This is a genomic window from Shewanella sp. 10N.286.51.B2, assembly GCF_041469265.1.
Taxonomy (GTDB): domain Bacteria; phylum Pseudomonadota; class Gammaproteobacteria; order Enterobacterales; family Shewanellaceae; genus Shewanella.
The window spans coordinates 1-375 of record NZ_JBFRKH010000136.1 but is presented as its reverse complement, the minus strand read 5'-3'; the positions used below and the strand labels follow the sequence as shown (position 1 = coordinate 375).

Below are 375 nucleotides of genomic sequence, written 5' to 3'. Positions count from 1 at the left end.
GCTGTCACAACACCGTGAAACCACGGCTGTCGCTCAAGCAATGTCCGTGGTGACGTTACATGATGCTCTAGCAGGTTTTGTTACTTCAAAAGAGAAGTCAGGCATTAGACCACTCTCTATTAAACAACTTGAACAGCGAACCTGTCACTTCATTAAGTTACTGCCAACAATCGGTAACCGGTCACCAAAAAGCACTCAAGCTATTTGCGTTAACGATATCACCTCGGCTGATGCGATGAAGTACCGTGATGAGCTACTCACACAGGGCAGAAGCTATAAAAGTAATAAAGAATACTTAGCGGCCGTATTTCAGTTTTTTAAGTGGTGTAAGTTAATGAACTACTGCAGCCACAATCCTTTTGAAAATGTGACAGT

General features: G+C 42.9%; 1 protein-coding gene. It reads left to right on the top strand.

Translation table 11 applies throughout. From position 1 onward, the window contains the following. Positions 1-375: hypothetical protein (locus tag AB4140_RS19750; RefSeq protein WP_372002341.1), on the top strand; the 375-nt coding region annotated here is incomplete at both ends.